This is a genomic window from Shinella oryzae (genome assembly GCF_023038235.1).
Classification (GTDB): domain Bacteria; phylum Pseudomonadota; class Alphaproteobacteria; order Rhizobiales; family Rhizobiaceae; genus Shinella; species Shinella sumterensis.
The window spans coordinates 3,084,315-3,108,266 of sequence record NZ_CP081987.1 but is presented as its reverse complement, the minus strand read 5'-3'; the positions used below and the strand labels follow the sequence as shown (position 1 = coordinate 3,108,266).

Annotated in this window: 19 protein-coding genes; 10 read left to right on the top strand and 9 right to left on the bottom strand. The window is 66.2% G+C overall.

Annotation, left to right across the window (positions count from 1 at the left end; genetic code table 11):
- The first annotated feature begins 143 nt into the window (after nucleotides 1-143).
- From K6301_RS15110 to trxA, 9 genes are all read left to right on the top strand, one after another.
- Nucleotides 144-545: a PTS sugar transporter subunit IIA gene (locus K6301_RS15110; RefSeq protein ID WP_134648607.1), complete on the top strand. Its 402-nt coding sequence runs from the start codon at nucleotides 144-146 to the stop codon at nucleotides 543-545.
- A gap of 15 nt (nucleotides 546-560) precedes the next feature.
- A complete protein-coding gene (locus tag K6301_RS15105; RefSeq protein WP_247218089.1) occupies nucleotides 561-833 on the top strand; it encodes an HPr family phosphocarrier protein in 273 nt (90 codons plus the stop codon).
- Between the two features lie 109 nt (nucleotides 834-942).
- Nucleotides 943-2,343 (top strand): adenosylhomocysteinase, encoded by a 1,401-nt coding sequence (gene ahcY / locus K6301_RS15100; protein ID WP_247218087.1) that lies wholly within the window; start codon nucleotides 943-945, stop codon nucleotides 2,341-2,343.
- A 203-nt stretch (nucleotides 2,344-2,546) separates the two neighbouring features.
- Nucleotides 2,547-5,093, top strand: coding sequence for a sensor histidine kinase (locus K6301_RS15095; protein WP_425475351.1), 2,547 nt, complete (start codon nucleotides 2,547-2,549; stop codon nucleotides 5,091-5,093).
- Between the two features lies 1 nt (nucleotide 5,094).
- Nucleotides 5,095-6,591 (top strand): tRNA (adenosine(37)-N6)-threonylcarbamoyltransferase complex ATPase subunit type 1 TsaE, encoded by a 1,497-nt coding sequence (tsaE, locus tag K6301_RS15090; RefSeq protein WP_247218082.1) that lies wholly within the window; start codon nucleotides 5,095-5,097, stop codon nucleotides 6,589-6,591.
- Between the two features lie 13 nt (nucleotides 6,592-6,604).
- The gene (locus tag K6301_RS15085; RefSeq protein ID WP_247218080.1) at nucleotides 6,605-7,339 is read left to right on the top strand and encodes a nucleotidyltransferase family protein; all 735 of its coding nucleotides are present in this window, start codon (nucleotides 6,605-6,607) and stop codon (nucleotides 7,337-7,339) included.
- A complete protein-coding gene (gene addB, locus K6301_RS15080; RefSeq protein WP_247218078.1) occupies nucleotides 7,336-10,524 on the top strand; it encodes a double-strand break repair protein AddB in 3,189 nt (1,062 codons plus the stop codon). Before K6301_RS15085 ends, addB begins: the two co-directional genes overlap by 4 nt.
- Complete coding sequence (gene addA, locus K6301_RS15075; RefSeq protein WP_247218076.1) at nucleotides 10,517-14,077, top strand: double-strand break repair helicase AddA; 3,561 nt, start codon at nucleotides 10,517-10,519, stop codon at nucleotides 14,075-14,077. The genes addB and addA overlap by 8 nt, the downstream gene beginning before the upstream one ends.
- Nucleotides 14,078-14,185: 108 nt before the next feature.
- Nucleotides 14,186-14,506, top strand: a complete 321-nt coding sequence (trxA, locus tag K6301_RS15070) for a thioredoxin (protein WP_134648592.1) — start codon at nucleotides 14,186-14,188, stop codon at nucleotides 14,504-14,506.
- A gap of 53 nt (nucleotides 14,507-14,559) precedes the next feature.
- Here trxA and K6301_RS15065 read toward each other — a convergent pair whose 3' ends face one another.
- The 5 genes from K6301_RS15065 to K6301_RS15045 form a co-directional block, all read right to left on the bottom strand.
- Nucleotides 14,560-15,903, bottom strand: coding sequence for a bifunctional folylpolyglutamate synthase/dihydrofolate synthase (locus K6301_RS15065; RefSeq protein WP_247218074.1), 1,344 nt, complete (start codon nucleotides 15,901-15,903; stop codon nucleotides 14,560-14,562).
- 1 nt (nucleotide 15,904) lies between these two features.
- Nucleotides 15,905-16,816, bottom strand: coding sequence for an acetyl-CoA carboxylase, carboxyltransferase subunit beta (gene accD, locus K6301_RS15060; protein WP_247218072.1), 912 nt, complete (start codon nucleotides 16,814-16,816; stop codon nucleotides 15,905-15,907).
- An 89-nt stretch (nucleotides 16,817-16,905) separates the two neighbouring features.
- Nucleotides 16,906-17,745: a tryptophan synthase subunit alpha gene (trpA, locus tag K6301_RS15055; protein WP_134648586.1), complete on the bottom strand. Its 840-nt coding sequence runs from the start codon at nucleotides 17,743-17,745 to the stop codon at nucleotides 16,906-16,908.
- Between the two features lies 1 nt (nucleotide 17,746).
- Nucleotides 17,747-18,967, bottom strand: coding sequence for a tryptophan synthase subunit beta (trpB, locus tag K6301_RS15050; protein WP_247218069.1), 1,221 nt, complete (start codon nucleotides 18,965-18,967; stop codon nucleotides 17,747-17,749).
- Nucleotides 18,964-19,638, bottom strand: a complete 675-nt coding sequence (locus tag K6301_RS15045; protein WP_247218067.1) for a phosphoribosylanthranilate isomerase — start codon at nucleotides 19,636-19,638, stop codon at nucleotides 18,964-18,966. The genes trpB and K6301_RS15045 overlap by 4 nt, the downstream gene beginning before the upstream one ends.
- 129 nt (nucleotides 19,639-19,767) lie before the next feature.
- Here K6301_RS15045 and K6301_RS15040 point away from each other — a divergent pair, with 129 nt between their 5' ends.
- The gene (locus K6301_RS15040; protein WP_134648580.1) at nucleotides 19,768-19,962 is read left to right on the top strand and encodes a YqaE/Pmp3 family membrane protein; all 195 of its coding nucleotides are present in this window, start codon (nucleotides 19,768-19,770) and stop codon (nucleotides 19,960-19,962) included.
- A 24-nt stretch (nucleotides 19,963-19,986) separates the two neighbouring features.
- Here the strand turns inward: K6301_RS15040 and K6301_RS15035 are convergent, their stop codons facing one another.
- The 4 genes from K6301_RS15035 to K6301_RS15020 form a co-directional block, all read right to left on the bottom strand.
- Complete coding sequence (locus tag K6301_RS15035; RefSeq protein ID WP_247218065.1) at nucleotides 19,987-20,748, bottom strand: M48 family metallopeptidase; 762 nt, start codon at nucleotides 20,746-20,748, stop codon at nucleotides 19,987-19,989.
- Between the two features lie 142 nt (nucleotides 20,749-20,890).
- A complete protein-coding gene (locus K6301_RS15030) occupies nucleotides 20,891-21,325 on the bottom strand; it encodes a DUF2852 domain-containing protein (protein WP_241600830.1) in 435 nt (144 codons plus the stop codon).
- A gap of 128 nt (nucleotides 21,326-21,453) precedes the next feature.
- On the bottom strand, nucleotides 21,454-22,752 hold the full coding sequence (gene phaZ, locus K6301_RS15025) for a polyhydroxyalkanoate depolymerase (protein ID WP_247218063.1): 1,299 nt from the start codon (nucleotides 22,750-22,752) through the stop codon (nucleotides 21,454-21,456).
- A 183-nt stretch (nucleotides 22,753-22,935) separates the two neighbouring features.
- On the bottom strand, nucleotides 22,936-23,952 hold the full coding sequence (locus tag K6301_RS15020; RefSeq protein ID WP_247218061.1) for a zinc-binding alcohol dehydrogenase family protein: 1,017 nt from the start codon (nucleotides 23,950-23,952) through the stop codon (nucleotides 22,936-22,938).

Here is a 23,952-nt window from a genome sequence, read left to right as displayed (position 1 = left end):
AGCCGCTCGAAAAGGGAAAAACGGCCATTTTAGGCTTGCCTTCGGACTTTTCATTGACATGATGGCCACCCCAATGGTGGACGGAATTGTTGCATTGCGATATTCCGCCGTCCGTTCGAATTGGGAAACGGGAGCGACTGCTGATGATCGGACTGGTGCTTGTCACCCATGGCAAGCTGGCGGAGGAATTCCGGCACGCCCTTGAACACGTTGTCGGACCGCAGAAGGCGATCGAGACCGTCTGTATCGGCCCCGAGGATGACATGGACCAGCGTCGCCAGGATATCCTGCGGGCGGTCCAGGAGGCCGACCAGGGCAACGGCGTCATCATCCTCACCGACATGTTCGGCGGCACCCCGTCCAACCTCGCCATCTCCGTGATGAACGGCGACGGCATCGAGGTGATCGCAGGCGTCAACCTGCCGATGCTGATCAAGCTTGCCGGTATCCGCGGCGAGAACAACATGGAGAAGGCGCTGATCGACGCATCGGAAGCCGGCCGGAAATACATCAACGTCGCCAGCCGCGTCCTCAGCGGCAAATAAGGTCTCCCGCCCTCCATGACCGTCTCGAAAGAGCTCCTCATCATCAACAAGCGCGGCCTGCACGCCCGCGCCTCGGCGAAATTCGTCCAGACGGTCGATGGCTATGATGCCGAGGTCACCGTCTCCAAGGACGGCATGACCGTGGGCGGCACCTCCATCATGGGCCTGATGATGCTCGCGGCCAGCCCCGGATGCAGCGTGCACGTCACCGCCACCGGCGCGCAGGCCCAGGAAGTTCTCGACGCGCTCGATGCGCTGATCGCCGACAAGTTCGGCGAGGAGATCTAATCCTCCATCAGACATAAGGACATAAAGACTTCTTTATGTCTTGGTTGCTCCAGCCGGCATTTCCTGATAGGAAGCGCCATCAACCAGAGCCAGAAGGCTGGAGTATTTCATGACCACCACGCATGACTACCACGTCGCCGATATCGCGCTTGCCGATTTCGGCCGCAAGGAAATCGAGATCGCCGAGACGGAAATGCCGGGCCTGATGGCCTGCCGCGAAGAGTTCGGCGCCTCCAAGCCGCTCAAGGGCGCGCGCATCACCGGCTCGCTGCACATGACCATCCAGACCGCCGTTCTCATCGAGACGCTGGTGGCGCTGGGCGCGGACGTGCGCTGGGCCTCGTGCAACATCTTCTCCACGCAGGACCACGCCGCTGCGGCCATCGCCGCCGCCGGCATCCCGGTCTATGCCGTGAAGGGCGAGACGCTGACGGAATACTGGGAGTACACCGACAAGATCTTCCAGTGGACCGATGGCGGCCTCTCCAACATGATCCTGGACGACGGCGGCGACGCCACCATGTACATCCTGCTCGGCGCCCGCGCCGAAGCCGGCGAGAACGTGCTCTCCAATCCAGGCTCGGAAGAAGAAGAGATCCTCTTTGCCCAGATCAAGAAGCGCCTTGCCGCCTCCCCGGGCTGGTTCACCAAGCAGCGCGACGCCATCAAGGGCGTGACCGAAGAGACCACGACCGGCGTCAACCGTCTCTACCAGCTGCAGCAGAAGGGCCTGCTTCCCTTCCCGGCGATCAACGTCAACGACTCGGTCACCAAGTCGAAGTTCGACAACAAGTACGGCTGCAAGGAATCGCTGGTCGACGGCATCCGCCGTGGCACCGACGTCATGATGGCCGGCAAGGTCGCCGTGGTCTGCGGTTACGGCGACGTAGGCAAGGGCTCGGCCGCCTCGCTGCGCGGCGCGGGCGCGCGCGTCAAGGTCACGGAAATCGACCCGATCTGCGCCCTGCAGGCCGCCATGGACGGTTTCGAAGTCGTGCAACTCGAGGACGTCGTGTCCTCGGCCGACATCTTCATCACCACGACCGGCAACAAGGACGTCATCCGCGTCGAGCACATGCGCGAGATGAAGGACATGGCGATCGTCGGCAATATCGGCCACTTCGACAACGAGATCCAGGTCGCGGCCCTCAGGAACTTCAAGTGGACCAACATCAAGCCGCAGGTGGACATGGTCGAGTTCCCGAAGGGCAACCGCATGATCCTGCTTTCCGAGGGCCGCCTGCTCAACCTGGGCAACGCCACCGGCCACCCGTCCTTCGTGATGTCCGCCTCGTTCTCCAACCAGGTGCTGGCGCAGATCGAGCTCTTCACCAAGGGCGACGCCTACAAGAACGAAGTCTATGTCCTGCCCAAGCAGCTCGACGAGAAGGTCGCACGCCTGCACCTCGCCAAGCTCGGCGCGAAGCTGACCGAGCTTTCCGATGAACAGGCCGGCTATATCGGCGTGACGGTGCAGGGCCCGTTCAAGGCCGAACACTACAGGTACTGATCCTTACCCGGATTATCCACAACATCTAGAGGCGGCGTGCTTGACACAAGCGCGCCGCCTCTTTTTTAGGCCCATCCCTTCCCGACGATTCGGTAAACAAGTATCGTTAACGCGTTGATTCGGCGTGCAGATGCGGACCCTTCGCGCCGGATTGGGATGTCTTGTCGATCAGGCGGCAAACGGACGGAGACATACCGGGGATGATGTCGGAACTGAAACGAGGCCGTTCCGGGCAGGCTTTTGGCATGCCGGAGCGGGACAGGGCGCATTCGGTTGCGCCGCAAAATAGCTTTATGGTTAACAGACGGTTGATGCGCCCCGTGGCGCGCCGCCTGGCATCCGTGCTGGCGGCGGGATCGGCGCTGACGATGCTTGCCGGACCGGCCCATGCCGCCGGCCCCTATCTCGCCACCACGGAAATCGTCACCGTGTCGATGCTGCTCGGCGTGATGTCCGCGGCCATGCTCTCCGCCATCTGGATGATCCGCCAGCGCGGCCGCATGGAAGCGGAAAACCGCGAGCTGCGCGCCCATCTCTCCGACGCCCGCCACAACGTGTCGCGCCTGCAGGCGCTGATCGGCGACAAGGACCGCCGGATCGTCATGTGGGACGGCCTGTCGGGCAAGCCCGAATTCCTCGGCCAGCTGGCGCCGGAAACAGGCGCACCGGTCGCCGACCGCGATTTCCTCGCCTTCGGCCGCTGGCTGAAGCCCACTTCCGCCGCCGAGATCGAGCGTGCCGTCGAGCGGCTGCGCACGCAGGCACAGAGCTTCGACCTCATTCTCGAAACGGGGCGTGACGAAGTGCTGGAGGCACAGGGCCGCGTTTCCGGCGGGCAGGCCTTCGTGCGCTTCGTGGCGCTGAACAATCTGCGCGCGGAAGCCGCCGAGCTGAAGCTCGAACGCGAACGGCTCGTCGCCGCGCTGAGCACATTGCAATGCCTCATCGACCAGATCGATCTTCCCGTCTGGCAGCGTGCGCCCGACGGCTCGCTTGCCTGGGTGAACGAGGCCTATGCGGAGGCCGTCGAGGCGAAGGACGCCGCCGCCGCCGTGCGCGAGGCGCGCGAGCTTCTGCCGACCGTCGCGCGCGAAAAGATCCGGGCGACCAGCACCTACGACACGCCGTTCCGCGACAAGGTCTCGACCGTCGTTCGCGGCAATCGCAGCTTCTTCGACGTGGTGGACGCGCGCACGCCCAATGGCTCGGCCGGCATCGCGATCGACGTCTCGGATGTCGAGGCGGTGCGCGAGGAACTGACGCGCACGCTGAAAAGCCATGCCGAAACGCTCGATCACCTTGCCACGCCCGTCGCCACCTTCGACGGTGAGCAGCGCCTGCAATTCTATAACCAGGCCTTCCAGCGCATGTGGGAGTTCGACACTGCGTTCCTGGAGAGCAAGCCCGGCAACGGCGAACTGCTCGACCGCCTGCGCGCCGCCGGCAAGCTGCCCGAACAGCTGAACTGGAAGCAGTGGAAGGACACAGCCCTTTCCGTCTACCGCGCCATCGACACCCAGAGCGACCTCTGGCACCTGCCGAACGGCCAGACGCTGCGCGTCTTCGCCACCGCCCGCCCGCAGGGCGGCGCCACCTGGGTTTTCGAGAACCTGACCGAGAAGGTCGACCTCGAGACGCGCTACAACACGCTGATGCTGGTGCAGGACGAGACCATCGACCACCTGGCCGAGGGTGTCGCGGTGTTCAGCCCCGACGGGCGCATCCGCCTGTCCAACCCGGCCTTCCGCGCCATCTGGGGCATCAGCGAGGCCGAGGCGAAGTCCGGCACGCATATCCGCGCCATCGAGCAGGCCTGCGCGCCGTCCTATGACAAGCCGGACGGCTGGAAGCGCTTCGGCCAGATGATCACCAGCTTTGACGACGAACGGCCCTCCTCGCAGGGCATGCTGGAACTGCGCACCGGCCTCGTGCTCGACTACGCCGTCATCCCGCTCTCCAACGCGCAGACGATGCTGACCTTCGTCAACATCACCGACAGCGTGCGGGTCAGCCGGGCGCTTACCGAAAAGAACGAGGCGCTGCGCAAGGCGGACGCGCTGAAGAACGATTTCGTCCAGCACGTTTCCTACGAGCTGCGCTCGCCGCTGACCAATATCATCGGTTTCGCCGATCTCCTGAAGACGCCGACCATGGGCGAACTGAACGAGCGGCAGGCCGAATATGTCGACCATATCGCCACCTCGTCCGCGGTGCTGCTGACCATCGTCAACGATATCCTCGACCTTGCGACCGTCGACGCCGGCATCATGGAGCTCGACTATACCGAGATCAACCTGACGGACCTGCTCGACGACGTGTCCATGCAGTTCGCCGACCGGCTGCACGAGGCGCAGGTGACGCTCGAGATCACCGCGCCCGACAGCCTCGGCACCATCGTCGCCGACCAGCAGCGCCTCAAGCAGATCCTCATCAAGCTCCTGAGCAATGCCGCCAATTTCGCGCCGGAGGGCAGCGCCATCGGCCTGCGCTGCTGGCGCGAGGGGGCCGACCTCGTGCTGACCGTGACCGACCGTGGCCCCGGCATCCCGCAGGACCTGCTGACCACCGTCTTCAACCGCTTCGAAAGCCATGGCCGCCAGGGCGGTCCGGGGCTTGGCCTCTCGATCGTCGAGAGCTTCGTCAGCCTGCACCACGGCACCGTCACCATCGACAGCCAGGAAGGCCGCGGCACGAAGGTCGCCGTGCGCATTCCTTCCGCGTCGATGACCTCGTTTGCAGCGGCGGAATAGCATGGCGCTCGACATCGTCCTTGCCGATGAAGCCGCGACCATCCGCTTCGGCGAGGACATGGCACTGGCGCTGAAGCGCGGCGACTATGTCGCACTGTCGGGCGATCTGGGTGCGGGAAAATCCACCTTCTCCCGCGCCCTGATCCGCGCCATCGCCGACGATGCGTTTCTCGAAGTGCCGAGCCCGACCTTCACGCTCGTCCAGACCTATGACCTGCGCATTCCCGTCGCGCATTTCGACCTCTACCGCATCGCCGATGCCGCCGAGATCGACGAGCTGGGTTTCGACGAGGCGCTGTCGGACGGCATCTGCCTGGTGGAATGGCCGGAAAAGGCCGACGGCACGCTGCCCGCCGATGGCATAAGCCTGACCTTCGTGCATGAAGGCGATGGCCGGCGCGTCTTCATCGACGGCCCGGCAGCGGCGCTCGCCCGCATCCGCCGGTCGCTCGCGATCCGCGCATTTCTTGACGAAGCCGGCTACGGAAACGCCACGCGCCGCCACCTGACGGGCGACGCCTCCACGCGCGCCTATGAACATATCCATACCGGCGCGGGCCGCTTGGTGCTGATGGATTCGCCGGCGCACCTGCCCGGGCCGATCCTCGCGCAGGGCAAGTATTACCAGCAGATCGCCCATATCGCCGAGGACGTGAAGCCGTTCATCGCCGTGGGCCGCTATCTCGTTTCGCGCGGCCTGCGCGCGCCGGCAATCCACGCCATGGATATCGCGCAGGGCATTCTCCTGATCGAGGATCTCGGCAGCGACGGCGTACTCGATGCCGACGGCGCGCCGATCCCCGAGCGCTACCGCGAAAGCGCGGCCTGTCTTGCGCATCTGCACGGACAGGCTTTCGAACGCGACCTGCCGGTGGCCGACGGTATCATCCACCGCGTGCCGGATTTCGACCGGGACGCCATGCAGATCGAGGTGAGCCTGCTCACCGACTGGTACCTTCCCTTCACGCGCGGCACGCCGGCAAGCGACGCCGAGCGCCGCGACTATATCGCCATCTGGGACGGGCTGATCGAAAGCCTCGGCGCGGCGGAGCACAATCTGCTGCTGCGCGACTTCCATTCGCCCAACATCATCTGGCGGCCGGATGCCGCGGGCACCGACCGGGTCGGTATCATCGACTTCCAGGACGCGATGATCGGTCCTTCGGCCTACGACGTCGCCTCGCTGGTGCAGGATGCCCGCGTCGACGTGCCCGACGCGGTCGCGCAAGGCGTGCTCGACCACTATCTTTCGCTGCGCGCGGCTGAGGGCGGCTTCGACCGGGAGCGCTTCCTGCGCGACTGGCACGTTATGGCGGCGCAGCGCAACTGCAAGCTCATCGGCCTGTGGGTGCGGCTGATGCAGCGCGACGGCAAGCCGGCCTATATGCGCCACATGCCGCGCACCTTCCGCAATCTCACGCGCGCACTTTCCCATCCCGACCTCGCCCCCTTGCGCGACTGGTGCGAAAAGGCTGGAATCCTCGCGACCGAATCATAAGCGCGGGATAGTAATGAAGATCGAAGACGCCATGGTGCTGGCCGCCGGCCTTGGAACGCGCCTGCGGCCCATCACCGATACGATGCCGAAGCCCCTGGTGCCGATCGCCGGAAAACCGATGATCGACTACGGGCTCGATGCGCTCGCCGCAGCGGGCATCACGCGCGCCGTCGTCAACGTGCATCACTTCGCCGCGCAGATGCGTGCGCATCTCGTCCACCGCGCGGTGCCGGAAATCCTTCTCTCCGACGAGACGGACCGGCTGATGAATTCCGGCGGCGGGCTGGCCAGGGGCCTGAAGCTGCTCGGGCGCGGGCCGGTGATGGTGATGAATGCCGATCTCTTCTGGATCGGCGAGAAAGCCGGCGAAAGAACCAATCTCCAGCGGCTTGCCGAACGGTTCGACCCTGACGCCATGGACATGCTGATGCTCTGCGTGCGGCTGGAGGATACGACGGGCCATAACGGCAAGATCGATTTTTCGCTCGATGATGCTGGACGCCTCACCCGCTATCGTGAAGGCTTCGGCACGCCGGTCGTCTATGCCGGTGCACTGGTGCTGATGCCGGGCCTGCTCGACGACGCGCCCGACGACGCCTTCAACCTCAACATCTATTTCGACCGGGCCATCGAGAAGGGGCGGCTTCACGGCATGCTGCTCGACGGGCACTGGATCACCGTCGGCACGCCCGAGGCGGTCGGCGCTGCGGAGGCCGTGATCGCCTCGTTCGGCGAGGCGGCGGCATGAGCGGCGCGCCGGGCGGCCGGATCTATACGATCCCGGCGAGCCTGCCCTTCCTGAAGACAGTCGCCGAAGCGCTTGTCGACGGGCGGCTCGTACCCGGCTTCACCTACGATCCCGCCGACCCGCTGGCCTTGGCGGATGTCACCATCTATGTGCCGACCCGCCGCTCCGCACGCGTGCTGCGCTCGGAATTCGTCGACCTGTTCGGCGGCCGCTCGGCCATCCTGCCCACCATCCGGGCGCTGGGCGAGACAGAGGACGACAGCGGCTTCTTCGACGAGGTGGCGCCGGCCTTGCTCGACATGGCCGAGCCGCTCTCCGGCTCGACGCGGCTTCTGGAACTTGCCCGCCTCGTGCTGGCCTGGCGCAACCAGCTGCCGGCCGCCGTGACCGCGGTGCATGCCGAAAGCCCGCTTGTCGCCCCGGCGAGCCCGGCGGATGCCGTCTGGCTTGCCCGCAATCTCGCCGACATCATCGATGCGATGGAGACGGAGGAGCTGGACTGGACGGCGCTCGATACGCTCGATACCTCCAACCATGCGCTGTGGTGGCAGCTGACGGCCGAATTCCTGAAGATCGCCAGCGATTTCTGGCCGGCGCGGCTGGCAGAACTCGGTCGCTCCTCCCCTTCCCTAAGGCGCAATGCGACGCTGCACGCCGAAACGGAACGCTATCGCCACTCGCCGCCGGCCGGCCCCGTGATCATCGCGGGCTCGACGGGCTCGATTCCCGCCACCGCGGGGCTGATCGCGGCAGTGGCAAAGCTGCCGAACGGCGTCGTCATCCTGCCCGGCCTCGACCGCTTCATGAGCGATACGGACTGGCTGCTCGTCGGGCATCAGGGCGGCGGCGCGGACACGGCGCGCAAGCCGGATGCGGCCTCGCGCAGCCATCCGCAATACGGGCTCCACCGCCTGCTTGCCCGCATGGGCTGCACGCGCGACGATGTCGAGCCGCTGGGCAAGCCGCCGGAGACGCTGGAATACCGCGCGCGGATCCTCTCCAGCGCATTCCTGCCGACGCAGGCCACGGCGGGCTGGGGCGACGTGCGCTCGACGCTGGATGCCGGGCGCGTGGCCGACGCCTTCCGCGACGTCGCGCTGGTGGAGGCGGCCAATGAACGCGAGGAGGCCGTGGCGATCGCCATCGCGCTGCGGCTCGCGCTGGAGGACGGCCCGGACGCGCAGGCGGCGCTGATCACGCCGGACCGCAAGCTTGGCCGTCGCGTCGCCGCCGAGCTTGCCCGTTTCGGCATCGAGGCGGACGATTCCGCCGGCACGCCGCTCCTTTCCACCCCGCAGGGCACGCTGCTGCGCCTGCTCGCCGAGGCGGCCCTGCGCCCGGGCGATCCCGTGGCGCTCGTGGCGCTGCTAAAACATCCGCTTGCCCGCTTCGGGCTTTCCGCCGACGACCGGCGCGACGCGGTGACGGCGCTGGAGCTGACCGCCCTGCGCGGCGGCACGGCGGAAATCGACATTTCGACGCTGGAGCCTTTGCTCGACGCCGCCGTGGCGCGGCAGGCCGACGACCGCCACCCGCCGCGCTGGCGCAGTGCGCTGCCGGAAACCGCCCTTCCCCTGGCGCGCATGCTTGCACAGCGCGTGGCGGATGCAGTGGAGCCGCTTGCCGGTGTGCTCGTGCAGCAGAGCCGCACGGGGCGGCGCTTCTCTTCCAGGCTTGCCGTCTCGGACTGGGCGGAACGCACCGGCCGTGCGCTGGAGGCCGTCGCCATCGACGAGCGCAACGACCTGGCTGCGCTGTGGTCGGGCGAGGCGGGCGACAGCCTCGCCAACCTGCTCAAGAGCGTGATGGAGACCGACGGGCAGATCGAGGCCGACGGGCCGCAATGGTGCGATATCATCGAGGCGCTGGCGGCGAGCGAAAGCGTCAAGCCGCGCTCGATGCGCCATCCCCGGGTCTTCATCTTCGGCGCGCTCGAATCGCGCCTCCAGAGCGTCGATACCGTGGTGATCGGCGGGCTCAACGAGGGCACCTGGCCAGGCCAGGCGGCCAACGACGCCTTTCTCTCCCGCATCATGAAGGTGGAGATCGGCCTGGAGCCGCCGGAGCGCCGCATCGGCCAGCTCGGCCACGACCTGCAGATGGCTGCGGGCACGCGCAAGCTGACCCTCACACGGGCGTTGCGCAACGGCACCGCCCCGACCGTCGCCTCGCGCTGGCTGCAACGGCTGCTCGCCGTGGGCGGTCCTTCGCTGGCAAGCGACCTGCGCAGCCGCGGCCGCGACCTGATCGACTGGGCCGGTCGGATCGATCAGGGCCGGAGCGTGCCGAACGCGCCGCGCCCATCGCCCAAACCGCCGGCCGGGCTGCAACCGAAGAAATACTCCTTCAGCGAGGTCGGGCGACTGCGCCGCGACCCCTATGCGATCTATGCGCGGCATATCCTGCGGCTCGACCCCATCGCGCCGTTCAACCTCGACCCCGGGCCGACCGAGCGCGGTTCGCTCTATCACCGCATCGTCGACCGGTTCGTGCGCGAGGAGAAGACCGGCGAACCGCTTTCCCTGATCGACCGTATCCTGCACGAGGAATTCGATGCGGTGGCGCTGCCGCCGCATATCGATGCCGTCTGGCGGCCGCGCTTTGCCGCCGTCGCCCGCGCCTTCGTCGCCTGGCATGGCGAGCGCGCCGGCGGCGTGCGCGAGAGCCTGACGGAGGTGCCGGCGTCGCTCGATCTCTCGGTCGGCGACATAAGGCTGACCGGCATTGCCGACCGCATCGACATCCTGCCCGACGGCAGCGCCGACATTCTCGACTACAAGACCGGCAGCACGCCTTCGCTCAAGGTGGCGCGCGCGCTGCTTGATCCGCAGCTGGCGCTGGAGGCGGCGGCGATGCGGCGCGGGGCCTTCCGCGGGCCGGGACGCCGCGACCCGGCTAACCTTCTCTATGTGCGTCTGAAGCCCGGCGAGCGTTTCAAGGTCGAGCAGGTCAACAACGAACACACGAAATCCGCCAGCACTACGCCGAAATCCGCGTTCGATCTGGGCGAGGAGGCGCTGACGGAGCTGGAAAAGCTGCTGACCGGGCTGATCGAAGGGCGCTTCGGCTTCGCCTCGCGGCTCATTCCCGAACAGGAGCGCGACTATGGCGGCGAATATGACCATCTGGCGCGCGTCGCCGAATGGTCGTCTGCCGAAAATAGCGGGGAGAGCGACGATGCTTGAAGACGACCGTCCCGCATCGGCGGAGCCGGCCGCCTGGCTGAGCTGGACCACGCAGAAACAGGCGATGGCGTCCGATCCCGCCCGCTCGGCCTGGGTTTCGGCCAATGCCGGCTCGGGCAAGACCCATGTGCTGACGCAGCGGGTGATCCGGCTGCTGCTCGCCGGCTGCCGGCCATCCGCCATCCTCTGCCTGACCTATACCAAGGCCGCCGCCTCCGAAATGTCGAACCGCGTCTTCGAGCGGCTGGCCGAATGGGCGACGCTCTCGGATTCGGACCTGTCCGACCGGGTGGCGGCCATCGAGGGCGCGCGGCCCGACGTCTTCAAGCTCGCGGAGGCACGGCGGCTTTTTGCACGCGCGCTCGAAACACCGGGCGGCCTGAAGATCCAGACCATCCACGCCTTTTGCGAAGCGCTGCTGCACCAGTTTCCGCTCGAGGCCAATGTCGCCGGCCACTTCTCCGTGCTCGACGACCGTGCGGCCGCCGTGCTGCTGGCGGATGCGCGGCGCACGCTGCTGACGGCGACGGCGAGCGAGGACGACCAGGCGCTGGCGGATGCCTTCGCCACGGTGCTCGACATTGCCGACGATACTGGGCTGGAACGGCTGATCTCCGACATCATCGCCAGCCGCGGGCCGATCCGCGACGTCCTCGAGCGGGCGGACGCGGCGGGCGGCATCGAGGCGATCCTTCGCCGGGAAACGGGTCTTCGCCCGCAGGAAACGGCTGAGGACATCCTCGCCGCCTTCTGGCCGCTCGATGGGCTGAACGGCGCGGTGCTGGACGCCTATCTCTCGGCGGCGGAAAACCTCGGCAGCGAGACGGTGAAGACGTCAGCCGCCGGCCTGCGCGGCGTGATGCGCCTCACAGATGCCGAAGCGCGCCGGGCTGCGCTGCACGATCTGTTCTTCACGGCGACCGGCTCGCCGCGCAGCATCGACCGGTCCTTCCTCTCGAAGAAAGTGCGCGACAGCGCGCCGCATTTCGAGGCGGCCCTGCTTTCCGCGCAGGCCCATGTCATTGCCTGCGACGACCGCCTGCGGCGCTTTCGCATGTATGAGGCGACGAAGGCGGCGCTCGTCATCGCCGAGCGGCTGACCGGCGACTACGAAGACCTGAAGCGGGCGCGCAGCCTGCTCGATTTCGACGACCTGATCGACCGGACGGCGACGCTTCTGACGCGCGACCGGGTGAGCGCCTGGGTGCATTACAAGCTCGACCAGGGCATCGACCATATCCTCGTCGACGAGGCGCAGGACACCAGCCCCCGCCAGTGGGAGATCGTAAAAGCGCTGACGGACGATTTCTTCGCCGGCGAAACAGCCCGCATCGCCGGCCGCACGATCTTTGCCGTGGGCGACGAGAAACAGTCGATCTACTCCTTCCAGGGCGCGCGGCCCGAGCGGTTTGCCGAGGAAGGCCGCGCGGTCGCCCGTCGCACGCAGGTGGCCGAAACCGCCTTCAGCCCGATCCGCCTCCTCCTGTCCTTCCGCTCGACGCGGGACGTGCTTTCCGCGGTCGACCAGGTCTTTCTCGATCCCGCCAATGCGCGCGGGCTCACGCCCGACGGCGGCGATATCGTGCATGCCTCCAATCGCGGGCGCGAGCCGGGGGCCGTCGATGTGTGGGCCATGATCGCCGCGCCGCCCGGCCTCGACGAGGAGGACTGGACCGCGCCCTTCGACGCGGTGGCCGAGGAAGCGCCGATCAATGTGCTGGCGCGGCGCATCGCCGATACGCTTGCCGGCTGGATCGGCCACGAGACGGTGACGGAAAAGGGCAAGGCGCGGCCCATGGCGGCCGGCGACATCATCGTGCTGGTGCGCAAGCGCGACGCCTTCGTGAATGCGCTGACACGCACCCTGAAACAACGCCACGACCTGCCGGTGGCGGGCGCCGACCGGCTGGTGTTGACCAAGCACATCGCCGTGCAGGACCTGATGGCACTGGGCCGCTTCGCCGTGCTGTCGCAGGACGATCTGTCGCTCGCCGCGCTCCTGAAAAGCCCGCTCTTCGGCCTGAGCGAGGAGACGCTGTTCGAACTTGCCGCCCGGCGCGGCGAGAACGAGGCGCTCTGGGCGCATCTTTGCAGCGTGGCCGCGTCGGACGACCGACTTGCGCCCGTCGTCGCACGGCTGGAACGGCTGATTGCCGATGCGGGCACGCAGTCCGTGCATGATTTCTATGCGCGCATCCTCGGCGCGGGCGGCGGGCGGCGGGCGTTCCTTGCGCGGCTCGGCGTCGAGGCGGGCGAGATCATCGACGAGTTCCTGACCTTCGCCCTGGAGCAGGAGGACAACGGCCTGCCCGGCCTGCAGGCCTTCGTCTCCACGCTGGAACTGGAGGCGCCGACGGTCAAGCGCGAACAGGACAAGGCGCGCGGCGAGATCCGCATCATGACCGTGCATGCCGCCAAGGGGCTGGAGGCGCCGGTCGTCTTTCTCGTGGATGGCGGCGCCAAGCCCTTCAGCCACAGCCACATGCCGCAGCTGCGCTTTCTCTCAACGACGGATCTTGCCGGCGGCCTGCCGGCCTGGCTGCCGCTCAAGGACTTCGCCAACACGCTGACGGAAGCGGATGCGGAGCGCATCAAGGACAGCGCCGAGGAGGAATATCGCCGCCTGCTCTATGTCGCGATGACGCGTGCGGCCGACCGGCTGATCGTCTGCGGTTATCGCGGGCGGCAGGAGAACAAGGACACCTGGCACACGATGATCGCGACGGCGCTCGCCGCCGACACCCAGCGTTGCGTAGAAACAACCTTCTCGACGCGCAGCGAAAGCTGGGAAGGGCTGTCCTGGCGCGAGGCGGGCGCGGCGGCGATCGGCGAGGTGACGGTGGCAAGCGCCGAGGAAAAGCCGCAGATCCGGCTGCCGGAGGCGCTTGCAAGACCGCTGCCGCCGCAGAAATCCCTGCCGCGACCGCTCAGCCCCTCGGGTGCGGCGGCGGTGATCGAGACGGATGCGGCCGATCTGCTCGTGCCCTCCGCCCTGTTCGGCAAGGGCAAAGGCGGCCCGCCGGGCGCCGGGCTTGCGCTGGAGCGCGGGCGCATCCTGCACCGCTTCCTGCAGGTCCTGCCGGGCTTCGACCCCGCCGAGCGGCCGGCGGCGGCGCGGCGCTATCTGGAGCGTGCGGCCGCCCATTGGCCGGAGGGCGCGCGGGCCGGGCTGATTGCCGCGGCGCTTCACGTCATCGACGACGAGAGCCTGCGCGCCGTCTTCTCACCTGCGGCGCGCGCGGAAGTCTCCATTATGGGCACGTTGACGCTGGGCAGCCGGGAGTTTGCGGTATCCGGCCGCATCGACCGCATGGTGGTGACGGAGAGCGCGGTCGAGATCGTGGATTTCAAGACGAACCGCGTGCCGCCGGATACCGTCGACGCCATCCCGTTCGAGCACCGGGCGCAGCTTGCCATCTACCGCGCAATCCTCGCGCCGCTCTATCCCGGCCGGGAGATCCGCTGCGGGCTGATCTACACGGAGGCGGCGAAAACCTTCTGGCTGGAGGCGGCGCTGATGGAGGCGAGCCTTGCCGAACTCACGGCAAAGTGAGATACGGGACAGGACGTTTCGCTCACGGTGCGCGCCCTGACGGGCTTGAAAACGCAGCCCGGCGGCATCACATCTTGTGCAACACCCACCATTCAAGGAGCAGCCCTTATGGCTACCGTTAAAGTCGACCAGTCCAATTTCGAAGCCGAAGTGCTGAAGTCCGCAGAGCCGGTCGTTGTGGATTTCTGGGCCGAATGGTGTGGCCCGTGCAAGATGATCGCGCCCGCGCTGGAAGAAATCTCGACGGAACTCGCCGGCAAGGTGAAGGTCGCCAAGCTCAACATCGACGAGAACCCGGAGCTGGCCGCCCAGTTCGGCGTGCGCTCGATCCCGACGCTCGCCATGTTCAAGGGCGGCGAAGTGGCCGACATCAAGGTCGGCGCCGCACCGAAGACGGCCCTGTCGTCCTGGATTTCCGGCGCCGCCTGATCGGCCCGACCGGTCCAACCGAAAAGCCCGGCTTAAAGCCGGGCTTTTTGTTGTCAGGTGGGCGGCGTACCGTTGTCGGCCAGCACGTCGCCGACGAGATAGAGCGAACCGCCGATCAGGATGCGCGGCGGCACCGAATCCTCGGCCGTGATGCGCACGATCTCCACCAGCGCCTCGCCCACCGTCGCAAGCGGCGCGGCCTCCAGGCCCGCGCGTGCGGCATCCTCGGCGAGTGCGGCTGGGTCGAGCCCGGCATCGGAGCCGCGGATCGGCACGGTGAAGACCCGCTCGGCAAGGCCGCGGAACGGGTCGAAATAGCCGACGGGATCCTTCGTGTTGATCATGCCCGTGATGAGGAAGAGCGGACGCGCCTCGCGCTCCTCGAAATTGGCCATGGTCTCGGCAATGACCTGTCCCGCACCGGGATTGTGGCCGCCGTCGACCCAGATCTCGCTTGCGGGCGGAGCAAGGCGGAAGAGCGCCCCATCGGGGAGCCTTTGCAGGCGGCCCGGCCATTCGACGCGTGACAGCCCCGTCTCGATCGCCGGCTCGCCGACAGCGAAGCCGGCCGCCTTGACGGCGCGGATGGCGGCGGCGGCATTGGCATATTGGTGCCGGCCCGGCAGGCGCGGCAGGGGAAGATCGGCAAGGCCGAACTCGTCCTGGTAGACGAGGCGGCCGAATTCCTCATGGGCGAGAAAATCCTGGCCGTAGACGGCGTGCGGGCAGCCCAGCCGTTCGGCGGTCTCGATCAGCACGTCGCGGGCCGCCTCTTCCGGCTGGTAGCCGATGACGACGGGCACGCCGCGCTTCATGATGCCGGCCTTTTCGGCGGCGATGAGTTCGACCCGGTCGCCGAGATAGGCCTGGTGGTCGAGCGAGATCGGCATGATGACGCATGCGGCCGGTCGCGGCATGACATTCGTGGCATCGAAGCGGCCGCCGAGGCCGACCTCGATGATCGCCACATCCGCCGGATGCTCGGCAAACAGCAGGAAAGTGACCGCGGTCAGGATTTCGAAGACGGTGATCTTCTCGCCGCCATTGGCATCGGCCACGCGGCGCACGGCATCGGCGAGAACGGCGTCCTCGACGAACTGACCGCGGCCGCCAGCGACACCGAGGCGATAGCGCTCGTGCCAGTTGACGAGGTGGGGCGAGGTGTGGACGTGGACGCTGAGGCCCTGGGCCTCGAGGATCGCCCGGCAGAAGGCCGTGACCGAGCCCTTGCCGTTGGTGCCGGCCACATGGATGACCGGCGGCAGTTTCAGGTGGGGATTGTCGAGCGCCGCGAGAAGCCGCGTGATGCGGTCGAGCGAGAGGTCGAAGCCCTTGGGGTGGAGACCGAGAAGCTTCTCGATCTCCAGCGCCGCTTCGCTGACCGCGACGCCCGTCATGTTATTGCGCCGCGATGGCGACGGCGCCGGTTTTTTCCACCACGGGTGCGGAGGCGGCCGGCTTCTTCATCAGGATCTTGAGAAGGCGGGCAAGCGTGGCGGGAATATCGTGGCGCTTGACGACCATGTCGACCATGCCGTGCTCAAGAAGGTATTCCGACGTCTGGAAGCCCTCGGGCAGCTTTTCGCGGATGGTCTGCTCGATGACGCGCTTGCCGGCAAAGCAGATTTCGGCGCCCGGCTCGGCGAGATGGATATCGCCCAGCATGGCGTAGGACGCCGTCACGCCGCCCGTCGTGGGGTTGGTGAGCACGACGATATAGGGCAGGCCGGCTTCCTTGAGCATTTCCACGGCGACCGTGGTGCGCGGAAGCTGCATCAGCGAGAGGATGCCTTCCTGCATGCGCGCGCCGCCGGAGGCGGGGAACATGACGAGCGGGCACTTCTCGGCGATGGCGCGCTCGAAGGCCTTGATGATGGCTTCGCCGGCGGCGATGCCGAGCGAACCGCCCATGAAGCTGAATTCATGCACGACGGCGACCAGCTTGACGCCGCGCACCTTGCCGACGCCGGCGAGGATCGTGTCCTCGAGGTCCGTCTTGATGCGGCTGTCCTTCAGGCGATCGACATATTTCTTGGAATCGCGGAACTTCAGAGGGTCCTGCGCCACCTTCGGCTGCTGCAACGACTCGAAGACGCCATCGTCGAACAGGTCCTTGAGGCGGGCTTTCGCCGGCATCTTCATGTGGTAGCCCGAGGCCGGGATGACCCACTTGTTTTCCTCGAGATCGCGATGGAACACCATCTCGCCGGTTTCCGGGCACTTGATCCAGAGATTTTCCGGCACATCCCGGTCAGGGCGGCCGAGCATCGAGTTGATCTTCGGCCGAACGTAATTCGTGATCCAGTTCACGGTCTAGACTCCCGTTAATCTGCGCAATTCCGGGCGGAAAACCGCTTCACGGTTCTCCTGAAATTGCTTTCCGGTCCCATGTGGGAACTTTACTCCGCTGCCGCAAGGCGCGATGCGCGCACGCCGGATGCGAGGCTCCTGACGAGCGTCTCGACACCGGGAACGGTGGCCGCGCTCGCCTTGCCGTCCGCCGTCAGGCTGGAGGCGATCTGGTTGACGATGGTGGTGCCGACGACGACGCCATCCGCCGACGCGCCGATGGCGCGGGCATGTTCGGCCGTCTTGACGCCGAACCCGACGCAGACCGGCAGCCGGGTATGCGCCTTGATGCGACCGACCGCGTCGCCGATCAGCGACGGATCCGGCAGGGCCGAACCGGTGATGCCGTTCATCGAGACATAGTAGACGAAGCCCGAGGTATTCTTCAGCACAGCCGGCAGACGCTTTTCATCCGTTGTCGGCGTGGCGAGACGAATGAAATTGATGCCGCGTGCCAGCGCCGGGATGCACAGTTCGTCGTCCATTTCCGGCGGCAGATCCACGACGATGAGGCCGTCGATGCCGGCTTCCACGGCGTCATCGAGGAAACGCTCGACGCCGTAGATGTAGATGGGGTTGTAGTAGCCCATCATGACGATCGGCGTCGCATCGTCCTCACGGCGGAAATCGCGCGCCATCTGGATGGTCTTGGCGAGCGTCTGGCCCGCCTTCAGCGCGCGCTGGCCGGCCACCTGGATCGCCGGGCCGTCGGCCATCGGATCGGAAAACGGCATGCCCAGCTCGATGACATCGGAGCCTGCCTTGGGCAGCGCCTTCATGATCTCCAGCGAGCTCGCGTAATCCGGATCGCCACCCATGAAATAGGTGACGAGCGCCGGGCGACCTTCGGCTGCGAGATCCGCAAAACGTTTGTCCATGCGTGCGGTCATCTTAAAGCTCCATGCCGAGGATCTTGCCGACGGTGAAGATATCCTTGTCGCCGCGGCCCGAGAGGTTCATCAGGATGATCTGGTCCTTGCCCATCTGCGGGGCGCGCTTGATCACCTCGGCAATGGCATGGCTCGGCTCCAGCGCGGGAATGATGCCTTCGAGCTTGGTCAGCAGCTGGAAGGCCTCCAGCGCCTCGTCATCCATGATCGGCACATATTCGGCACGGCCGATATCGTGCAGCCAGGCATGTTCCGGACCGATGCCGGGATAATCCAGACCGGCCGAAATGGAATGGCCTTCCTTGATCTGGCCGTCCTCGTCCTGCAGCAGATAGGTGCGGTTGCCGTGCAGCACGCCCGGGGAACCCGCGGTCAGCGATGCGCAATGCTCCTCGCCCTCCAGCCCCCGGCCGCCAGCCTCGACACCGACGATCTGCACGTCCTTGTCGTCCAGGAACGGATGGAAGATGCCGATGGCGTTCGAACCGCCGCCGACGGCGGCGATCACCATATCCGGCAGGCGGCCTTCGGCGGCCAGGATCTGTTCGCGCGCTTCCGTGCCGATGACCGACTGGAAATCGCGCACCAGCTCCGGATAGGGATGCGGGCCGGCCGCGGTGCCGATGAGGTAATAGGTGTCGTCGACATTGGTGACCCAGTCGCGCAGCGCCTCGTTCATGGCGTCCTTCAGCGTGCCGCTGCCGGCGGTGACGGGCTTTACCTCGGCACCGAGCAGCTTCATGCGGAAGACGTTCGGCGCCTGACGCTCGACATCGGTCGCGCCCATATAGACGACGCAGGGCAGGCCGAAGCGCGCGGCGACCGTGGCGGAGGCCACGCCGTGCTGGCCGGCACCGGTTTCGGCGATGATGCGCGTCTTGCCCATGCGCTTGGCAAGAAGGATCTGGCCGATACAGTTGTTGATCTTGTGCGAGCCGGTGTGGTTCAGCTCCTCGCGCTTGAAGTAGATCTTCGCGCCGCCGAGATGCTGCGTCAGGCGCTCGGCATAATAGAGCGGGCTCGGACGGCCGATATAGTGGGCGCCGAGGTCCTTGAGTTCGGCCTGAAAGGCCGGATCGGTCTTGGCCTTGTTCCACTCTTCCTGGAGATCGAGGATCAGCGGCATCAGGGTTTCGGCAACGAAACGACCGCCGAAGATGCCGAAGCGGCCGTCTTCATCCGGTCCTTCGCGGAACGAATTCAGGTTGGGTGACTGGTTCACGTGCCTCTCCCTGCGACGGCGGTTTCGCTTTGCGCGTTTCGTGCCGCTTCAAAAAACGCTTCGATCAGGCCGAGGTCCTTGACGCCGGGCGCACTCTCGACGCCGGAACTGGCGTCGATGCCGGGCGCGCCGGTCAGCTGGATCGCCTCGGCGAGGTTATCCTTGTTCAGCCCACCCGAAAGCATGTAATCCACGCTTCCGTCAAGCAAATGCATGAGGTTCCAGTCGAAGGAAACCCCGTTGCCGCCCGGAAGCTCAGAGCCTGCCGGCGGCTTGGCATCGAAGAGGAACCGGTCGGCGATGCCGATATAGGGATCGATCTTCCTGAGGTCGTCGGCTTCGCGCACCGAGAAGGCCTTGATGACCGGCAGGCCATAGACCGCCTTGACGGTGAGGACCCGTTCGGGACTTTCCTTGCCGTGCAGCTGGAGAATGTCAGGCGAAAGCTGGTCGACGATCTCGTCCAGCGTATCGCTGTCGGCATCGACCGTCACCGCGACGATCTTGACGCGGCCGCGCACGCGATCGGCCAGCCGGCCGGCATCGGCCGGTTCGATGTTGCGCGGGCTCTTGGGAAAGAAGATGAAGCCGATATGAGTCGCGCCGAGCGCCACCGCCTTGTCGACGGCCTCCTCGGTCTTCAAACCGCAGATCTTGATATCGAGTGTCATGGGGGACGAAGTCGCACGAATCACCGGAAGAGTCGAGCCGAAAGACGGCGGCAATAGGGCTTGCTGCGACGCCCTTGTCCGCCGCGTTGCCGGGCCCATATGGAAGGAAACGACCGATCGGAGACCATCATGCGGCTCATCATCGCCATCCTCCTGCCCTTTCTCGCGTTTTTCACCATCGGACGGCCTGTTGCCGGCATCATCTGCCTTATCCTGCAAGTCACGCTGATCGGCTGGCTGCCCGCCGCGATCTGGGCCGTCTATGCGCTTGGCCAATACAACACAGACAGGAAGATCAGCGAAGCGCTCGGCAACCGGCGCTAGTCTTCACCGCGCTGTCGGGCCGGATCAGCCGAAATCGACTGCGTGCAGGAGGCTGCCGTTGCGTTTCAGCCAGCGCTTGGCCTCCTCCGTCGCGGGGCAGAGCCTTTCGCACAGCGCCCAGAAGGCCGAACTGTGGTTCATCTCCTCTAGATGCGCGACCTCGTGGGCGGCGAGATAATCGATGACATGGGGCGGCGCCATGGCGATGCGCCAGGAGAAGCTGAGCGCGCCATCCGCCGAGCAGGAGCCCCAGCGGCTGCGGGTATCGCGCAGCGTCATCGACTTGACCTTGCGCCCGATGCGGCCGGCATGGACGGCAACCAGCCGGTCGAGATCCAGCCGCGCCTCCTTCTTCAGGAAATCGCAGATGCGGCGGGGAATGCTTTCCTCCATGCCGCCGACACGCAGCACCGCCTCGTCGTCCACCACCACCGCTTCCGTGATCCCGCGCAGGCGGCCCGTCGCCTCGATGCGATGGGACACGCCGCGGATCATGACATAGCCGCCATCGGCCAGTTCGTTCGTCGTGCGGAACCTGGCAAGCTTCGTCATCAGCCAGCCCTGATGACGATCGAGAAAATCCTTGATGTCACGCTCTGCGATGCCCGAGGGCACCGTCATGCGCAGCGCCCGGCCGCCGGGTTCGATGCGCAGCGTCAGGCGCGTCGCGCGCAGATCCCGCCGGATGGTGAGCGGCAGCTGCCGGCCGTTGACGTCGATCTCCCGCCGCTCCGGCGGAGGCGGTGACTTCAGGGCCTTTCTGGGCGTGCGGAACGAGGGAAACATGCTGTTCTTCTTAGCCGATTCGAGACCGTCTGAAACGGCCCAACAAAAAACCGGCGCTCGCGGCGCCGGTCGATTTCAGTGCTTGTCCAGCCTCTCCGCATCATGGCCAGGTTGACCCGACCATGACGAGAACGGAGGCGGCTTACGTCGCCGGGAAGCCGGGGACGTCGCCTTTGCCTTCGCTGCGGCGCTCGCGCATGAAGCGGTCGAACTCCTCCTGGTCCTTGGCGCGGCGAAGCTCGCGGACATAGGAATCGAACTCTTCACGCATCTCGTCGAGCTTGCGGCGTTCCTCATCGAGGCGCGACAGTTCGGCGTCGCGCCAGTCGTCGAAGGCGACATTGCCGGTGGCACGGCGGAAGGCCGGGCCCTTGCCGCGGCCGAAGGCGCTGCGGCAGGAGGCGAACATGCCATCGACGGTATCATTGGCGTCCTTCCTAAAGGACTTCAGGCGGTCGCCGAAGATGATGTAGGCCAGCATGGCGAGGCCGAGCGGCCAGAACACCACGAAGCCGAGCACCATCAGGGCGATGGTCGCGGGGGTCCAGTCGGGACGGATCAAGGCTGACTGATTCATGTGCAATCTTCCTCACGATCGGCGGAAACCACCTCGGTTTCCGGTGAATCCGATGTGGTTAGACCGCCTGTCGCGTTCAAGACAGCGCAAGGTTAATTCGGGCAAGTGCCTGTAAACGGCCTGAAAAATCAGGCCGCGCCGTCGGATTTGCCGCCCTTGATGACCCGCGGCACCGGTTTGGCCGGCCTGGCCTTGGACGCCTTGCCATGCGCCTGCACGAAGGAGACGATGCGCGGCGCGATCTCCTTGCGGAAGCGCGAGCCGTTGAAGACGCCATAATGGCCGACATCGGGCTGCATGTAATGCATGCGCATGTCATCGGGGATGTTGGTGCAGATCGTCTGCGCCGCCTTGGTCTGGCCGACGCCGGAGATGTCGTCGTTCTCGCCCTCGACGGTCAAGAGCGCCACGTTGCGGATGGCGGTCGTATCGACCGGGCGGTCGCGATGCATCATCTCGCCCTTCGGCAAGGCGTGCTTCATGAACACGGTTTCCACGGTCTGGAGGTAGAACTCCGCCGTCAGGTCCATGACCGCGAGATATTCGTCGTAGAAATCGCGGTGCTTTTCGGCGGCGTCGCCGTCGTTCTTCACGAGATGGGCGAAGAACTCCTTATGGGCGATGACGTGGCGGTCGAGGTTCATCGACATGAAGCCCGACAGTTGCAGGAAACCGGGATAGACCATGCGCATGAAGCCCGGCTGCGGCCACGGCACCGGCATGATGACATTGTCGCGGAACCACTCGATCGGCTTTTCTTTTGCCAGCTGGTTGACGGCGGTGGGGTTGATGCGCGTGTCGATCGGCCCGCCCATCAGCGTCATGGTGGAGGGCGCGAGCGGGTCGTTGTCGGCTTCCATCACCGCGACGGCGGCCAGCACCGGCACCGCCGGCTGGCAGACCGCCACGACATGGGTATCCGGTCCCAGCGCATGCAGCATCTGGATGACGTAATCGATGTAATCGTCGAGGTCGAAGCCGCCGTCGGCCAAGGGCACCATGCGCGCATCCACCCAATCGGTGATGTGCACCTCGGCATGCGGCAGCAGCGCTTCCACGGTGCCGCGCAGCAGCGTCGCATAGTGGCCGGACATCGGCGCGACGATCAGGATCTTCGGGTCCTTGGGATGGCCCGCCGGCAGACAGCGCTCGAAATGGATGAGATTGCAGAAGGGCTGCTTCCAGACGATCTTCTCATGCACGGACACGCTCTTGCCGTCGATGGTGGTCTGCGGCAGGTCGAAATCGGGCTTGCCATAGCGGCGGGTGCTGCGCTCGAGAACCTCGAAGCCCGCCGCCATCGTGCGGCCGAGATAGGTGTGCGCGATCGGGTTGAGCGGGTTGCGGAAGGCGATCCGCATCTGGTCGGCCGCCGCGCGCCAGGGCGCCATCATCGCATGGTTGAGTTCATAGAGCTGATAATACATCGGTCGCGTTATCCCATTTCCCGATGCGGGCCGTTGGGCCGCCGCACCGTCTCACCCGGTTTCCGCAGTTGCGAAAACACTAACAGGTTTTCGCTGCGTGGCAACATGCCACGCCGGCATCCTAGACGCGCGATCCTTTCCGGGAAATGAACGGGTTGCGGCCAGGCCGCGCACCGCCGCGGTTCAGGCCGCGACATGCACGATGGCCTTGATCAGCCCGGATTTCTGGGTTGCCCAGCGGGCGAGATCCCCGGGCGCATCGTCCAGCGTGGTGCGGTGGGTGACGAGTGCCTCGACCGGCACCCGGCCCGCCCGCATGCTGGCCATGACGTGATCGAAATCGACGCGCAGCGCATTGCGGCTGCCGACCAGCATCATCTCGCGCTTGTGGAATTCCGGGTCGGAAAAGCGGATCTCGTCCTTCACCACGCTCACCAGCACCAGCGTGCCGCCATGGGCGACATGGGCGAAGGCGCCCTCCATGGAGCCGGCGTGACCGGTCGCGTCGAACACCACGTCGAAACCCTCGCCATCCGTCATCCGCGCGACACCGGCGGCGGCCGACGCGCCCGCAAGCAGGCCCTCGCGGAAGCCGAAATGCGTATCGGCCATGGCCAGCCGTTCGGCGGAGGTATCCATCATCGTGACCGCATGGCCGGCGATGCGCGAGAAGATCGCGGTGCCGAGACCGATCGGCCCGGCACCGATGACCAGCGCCCGTGACCCTTCCGGCGCCAGCGAACGGCGCACGGCATGCGCGCCAATGGCCAGGAACTCGACCATGGCCGCAGCCTCGGGCGACAATCCTTCGGCCGGATAGAGGTTTTCGCCGGGCACGACGATCTCCTCGCAGAAGGCCCCGTCCGTGTGCACGCCGAGCACGCGGATCGCCGTGCAGCAATTGGGCTTGCCCTTGCGGCAGGCAATGCAGGTGCCGCAGGAAATGTAGGGGTTGACCACCACGGTCATGCCGGTGGCCAGCCCACTCTCACCCGGCTCGACGACGGTGCCGGAGATCTCGTGGCCCATGATGCGCGGATATTCGAGGAACGGGTGCTTGCCCTCGAAGATGTGGTAATCGGTGCCGCAGATGCCGACATGGCTGACGGCGACGCGCGCCCAGCCCGGCGGCACGCTGGCCGGCGGCTCCCGTTCGACCAGCGCCAGGCGGCCGGGTTCAAGGCAGATGACGGCTCTCAT